A 4,964-nucleotide genomic window follows, 5' to 3' on the forward strand; every position below is an offset into this window, starting at 1 on the left:
CCTCCCCGTCACTTTTGGCCGTACCCATCTGGCCAGGTCGTCAGGGAGCCGGCCTCCCGGGACCGGACCACGCACGGGATGCGTGTCGCCGCCCCGGGGTCGAGTACGCCGGGGACCAGTGCGCCCAGGACCGTTCGGGGCGTGCGGCTGAGCGGACTCACTCCTGCTCAGTCCACAGGAACGGTGTGATGCCGTCAGCGGTAGCGGTAGCGTCCTTCGAACCAGGCGCGGGCAGCCCGGGTGTGCAGGGGGAAGGCCAGTTCGGCGGGGGCCCTGAGCAGGCTGTGGCCGGCTGTCTCGTCGGTGGGGACGGACGGCGGGAGCTCGGCGGCCGGGCGTTGCGGGAGGAGGCCGAAGAGAAGCAGGTGGCCGTCCGGGGCGCTGAGGGCGTCGGCGAGGCGGACGTCCTGCTGGTCGGCCTCGATGCCGGTCTCCTCGCGGAGTTCACGGACGACCGCGTGTTGCCAGTCCTCGCCGTGGTCGATGAAGCCGCCGGGCAGGGCGAGGCCGCCGAGCCGGGGCTCGATGGTGCGGGTGATGACGACGAGCGCGGTGCCCTGCCGGTCGGTGACGGGTAGCAGGGCGATGGCGACCGGGAGGGGGTTGCGGTAGGCGATGTCGCCGCAGGCAGTACAGGTGCGCGGCCAGGTCGCGGATCCCGGCGAGGGGTACGGCGCTCCGCAGCTGCCGCAGTGGGAGTCCTTCATCGGTTGCTCCACCTGTTTCCTCCGCTCGGTTTCCTTTTCGGGCGTGGACACGCGCGGACTGTATCTGATCGTGCTTCCGGGACCCCCATGATTCATGGATGATGCGCTCATGACAGGTATCGCTTCCGCTTTCCGTGTCCTGGCAGCCACTGCCGCCACCCTGCTCGCCGTCACCGCCGCCACCCCCGCGGCGCAGGCGAAGACCGAGCCGAAGGCGCCCGAGGAGTTCGTCGCACTGGGTTCGGTGGACCCCACGATCATCCAGGAGATGCGCTATCCCACCGGCCACAACTTCCTGGGCGAGCCGGTCGACGGGTACCGGCAGCCGCTCTGCATCCTGACCCGGCCCGCGGCCCAGGCCCTGCACCGGGCACAGACGCGGCTGCTGCGCCAGGGTTACTCGCTGAAGGTCTACGACTGCTACCGGCCGCAACGGGCCGTCGATCACTTCGTGCGCTGGGCCGAGGATCTCGACGACGAGGCGATGAGGGGCGAGTTCTACCCCCGGGTCGACAAGACACGGCTGTTCACGGACGGTTACATCGCCGAGAAGTCCGGACACAGCCGCGGCAGCACGGTGGACCTGACGCTGGTGAGGCTGCCCGCCGCACCGACCAGGCCGTACGTGCCGGGCGAGCAGCTGGCGCCCTGTTACGAACCGCAGGCCGAGCGGTTCCCGGACAACTCGGTCGACATGGGCACGGGATTCGACTGCTTCGACACGCTGTCACACACCGACGACCCGCGGATCCAGGGTGTGCAGCGAGCCAACCGGCAGTTCCTGAAGACCACACTCACGGATGCCGGCTTCGTGAATCTGGCCGAGGAGTGGTGGCACTACACCTTCAAGCCGGAGCTGTTCCCGGACACCTACTTCGACTTCCCGGTGGCCCGGCGGTCCGTCGCAGGGCACTGAGAGCTCCCCTGAAGCCCGCCGCAGCGCGGTGGGACGACGAATGGCCGGGACCACCCCCGTGGGTTCCGGCCATTCGTCCTTCCACTCGGACGCGGACCGGCCGTATCCGGTTGCGCTCCCAGCCATTACGGTGCCCGTATGTCACAGCAGACGTTCCATTCGTACGAGGAGTTCTGGCCCTACTACGTGGCGATGCACTCCAGGGCGGCGACCCGGTGGGTTCATCTGACGGGGACCCTGACCGGGCTCGCGGTCACCGCTTACGGCCTGGCCCGTGGCCGGAAGCGGTATGCGGCGGCGCTGCCCCTGATCGGGTATGGCGCGGCCTGGCCCGCGCACTTCCTGATCGAGAAGAACAATCCGGCCACCTTCGGGCACCCCGCGTGGTCGCTGCGCGGCGATGTGCAGATGATCCGGATGATGCTGGCGGGGCGCGACGGAGAGCTGGCGGAGACCGCTGCCAAGTGGCTCGCCGAGAACCGCTGACCGTGGCACACTTCTGACGTTCCGTCAGATCCAGTGCCGGGGAGGGGTTTTGTCGCACACGCGCACACCCGTGGTGGCCGGGTGGTTCACCGAGGACAGCACCGAGGGGGGCTTCCGGCTGCTGGGCACCCGGTGTTCGGCCTGCTCGTCGGTCTTCTTCCCGCGCCAGGACGCGTTCTGCCGCAATCCGGGGTGCGCGGGCGGTGAGATGGCCGAGACGCCTCTCTCCAAGCGGGGCACCGTCTGGTCGTACACCGACGGCCGCTACCGGCCCCCCGCTCCGTACGTCTCCGACCCGGACGTGCCCTGGGAACCGTACACCCTGGTCGCAGTCGAACTCGCGGCCGAGCGCATGGTGGTCCTCGGGCAGGCAGCGCCGGGGGTGGGTGTCGGGGACCTCGCGGTCGGAATGACCGTCGAGGTGGTTCCGGGGGTGCTGGACGGCGACGCGCCGGACGGTGAGGGCACCGCGTGGACCACCTGGCACTGGCGGCCCGTGACCACCGACGGTGCGGTCCCGGACGGTGCGGCATGACCGGGGATGTGGCCGTTCTCGGGGCCGGGATGCATCCGTGGGGCAAGTGGGGGCGCAATTTCGTCGAGTACGGCACGGTGGCCGCCAGGGCCGCGCTCGGCGATGCGGGAATCGGCTGGCAGGACGTGCAGTCGGTCGTCGGCGCGGACACGGTGCGCGGCGGCTATCCGGGCTATGTGGCCGGCGCGACCTTCGCGCAGGCGCTCGGCTGGCAGGGCGCCCGGGTCACCAGTGTGTACGCGGCCTGCGCGTCCGGTGCCCAGGCCATCAACACGGCCAGGGCACAGATCCTGGCGGGCATGGCGGACGTGGTGCTCGTGGTGGGTGCCGATGCGGCACCCAAGGGGTTCTTCGCCCCGGCGGGCGGCGACCGGCCCGACGACCCCGACTGGCTGCGCTTCCGGGTGCTCGGGGCGACCAACCCCACGTACTTCGCGCTGTACGCCCGCCGTCGCATGGCGGTGTACGGGGACACCCTGGAGGACTTCGCGCTGGTCAAGGTGAAGAACGCGGCCGCCGGCGCGCTGAACCGTAACGCCCGCTACCGGGCCCCGGTGACTGCCGAGCAGGTCGCCGCCTCCGCCGTGGTCGCCGACCCGCTGCGGCTGCTCGACATCTGCGCGACCTCCGACGGGGCAGCGGCCGTCGTTCTGTCGAGCATGGAGTTCGCACGCCGGCACGGCGCGGCCGACCCGGTCCGTATCCGCGCCGTCGCCACGGTGACGCCCACCTACCCGAAGACCGTGCTCGACCTTCCCGACATCGCAACCGATTCGGCGGTCGCGGTGGAACCCGCTCCGGAGAGCTTCCGTGCCTCGATCGCCCGGGCGGCGTACGAGGAGGCGGGCATCGGTCCCGACGAACTGTCCCTCGCCGAGGTGTACGACCTCTCCACCGCCCTGGAGCTGGAGTGGTACGAGGACATCGGGCTGTGCGCGGCGGGAGAGGGCGCCAAGCTCGTACGTGAGGGGGCGACAGCGTTCGGCGGCCGCATCCCGGTCAATCCGAGCGGCGGGCTCGCTTCGTTCGGCGAAGCGGTACCGGCGCAGGCCATCGCCCAGGTCTGCGAGCTGACGTGGCAGCTACGAGGCAGCGCGGCGGAGCGACAGGTTCCGGGGGCGCGTGCCGGAATCACCGCCAATCAGGGGCTGTTCGGGCACGGATCGGCGGTCGTCGCGGTCCGCTGAGATCTCCCGGATCCGTCCGCAGGGCGTGGAAGCATCCGGTCCGTGTGCCGTGAACTGGCTTTGTTGTCAGCATTCTTGACGACAGATCAGCACCGGTGAAAACTCCTTGCTCAGTCGCTGCCGCCACTTCCGCTCTGCGGCAGTCCGACATGGTCACCACGCTCGTCACGGACAGCCGGGCAGGGCAACGAACCTCCCTGCCCTCGGCCTCCGTAGCCATGGAAGCGACCGGCGAGACCCGCCGGACAACCCCTAGGAGCGCCATGAGCAATGGAGACATTTTCGTCGGGGAAGTCATCGGTACGGCGATCCTCATCCTGTTCGGCGCAGGTGTGTGCGCGGCCGTCACCCTCCACCACTCCAAGGCGAGAGCCGCGGGATGGGTGGTGATCGCCTTCGGCTGGGGCTTCGGTGTGCTGGCCGGTGCGTACACCGCGGCCCCGCTGTCCGGCGGGCATCTCAATCCGGCGGTCACGGTCGGCATCGCCGTCGACACCGGGAAGTGGGACAAGGTCCCTCTCTACATCCTGGGGCAGATGGTGGGCGCGATCGTCGGTGCGCTGCTGGCCTGGCTCACGTACTACGCGCAGTTCCGCGCCAACGCGGACGAGAAGACGGCCGCGCCGACGCTGGGGATCTTCTCGACCACCCCGGAGATCCGCAGTCCGGTGGCAAACCTCGGCACCGAGATCATTGCGACAACCGGTCTGGTGCTGCCGATCCTGGCCTTCGGGGAGAACGCCGGGGTCGGGATCGGGCCGGTGGCGGGGGCAGGGGCTGGAGTCTACGGCTCCGGAATCTCCGTACTCCTGGTGTCCCTGCTGGTGGTGGGCATCGGACTGTCGCTCGGCGGACCCACCGGGTACGCGATCAATCCGGCCCGTGACCTCGGTCCGCGGCTGGTGCACGCACTGCTGCCGATACCGAACAAGGGAACCTCCGACTGGAGTTACTCCTGGATCCCGGTGGTGGGGCCGCTGGTGGGCGGGCTCCTGGCGGGCGTCGTCTTCCATGCCGCCTTCTAGGGCGGGGGACTAGGGCGTGTTTCGAAAGTCCCGCCTGCCAGGCGACGCCTGGCCCGCACGCTCGCCGCGTTGTCGGGCTCGCCCCGATACACCCAGTATCGGGGCGAC

6 protein-coding genes are annotated in these 4,964 nt (G+C 70.0%); 5 read left to right on the top strand and 1 reads right to left on the bottom strand.

Translation table 11 applies throughout. The features are described from left to right. Positions 1-194 precede the first annotated feature (194 nt). Positions 195-707: an NUDIX domain-containing protein gene (locus AB0915_RS38255; RefSeq protein ID WP_366695900.1), complete on the bottom strand. Its 513-nt coding sequence runs from the start codon at positions 705-707 to the stop codon at positions 195-197. 109 nt (positions 708-816) lie between these two features. Between AB0915_RS38255 and AB0915_RS38260 the strand changes: the two genes are divergently transcribed. The 5 genes from AB0915_RS38260 to AB0915_RS38280 all read left to right on the top strand — a co-directional run bounded on the left by AB0915_RS38260 (position 817) and on the right by AB0915_RS38280 (position 4,856). Continuing rightward, positions 817-1,623, top strand: a complete 807-nt coding sequence (locus AB0915_RS38260; RefSeq protein WP_366695890.1) for a M15 family metallopeptidase — start codon at positions 817-819, stop codon at positions 1,621-1,623. Positions 1,624-1,761: 138 nt separating this feature from the next. After that, positions 1,762-2,109 carry a DUF962 domain-containing protein gene (locus tag AB0915_RS38265; protein ID WP_366695892.1) on the top strand — a complete coding sequence of 116 codons (348 nt, stop codon included), beginning with the start codon at positions 1,762-1,764 and terminating at the stop codon, positions 2,107-2,109. Positions 2,110-2,158: 49 nt separating this feature from the next. After that, complete coding sequence (locus tag AB0915_RS38270) at positions 2,159-2,644, top strand: zinc ribbon domain-containing protein (protein WP_366695894.1); 486 nt, start codon at positions 2,159-2,161, stop codon at positions 2,642-2,644. Continuing rightward, entirely contained in the window at positions 2,641-3,831 is a 1,191-nt protein-coding gene (locus AB0915_RS38275; protein WP_366695896.1) for a lipid-transfer protein, read from the top strand. The genes AB0915_RS38270 and AB0915_RS38275 overlap by 4 nt, the downstream gene beginning before the upstream one ends. A 263-nt stretch (positions 3,832-4,094) precedes the next feature. Beyond that, positions 4,095-4,856, top strand: a complete 762-nt coding sequence (locus AB0915_RS38280) for an MIP/aquaporin family protein (protein WP_366695898.1) — start codon at positions 4,095-4,097, stop codon at positions 4,854-4,856. Positions 4,857-4,964: the final 108 nt, after the last annotated feature.

Origin of the sequence: Streptomyces sp. NPDC048411, from assembly GCF_040704695.1 — a bacterium.
Classification (GTDB): domain Bacteria; phylum Actinomycetota; class Actinomycetes; order Streptomycetales; family Streptomycetaceae; genus Streptomyces.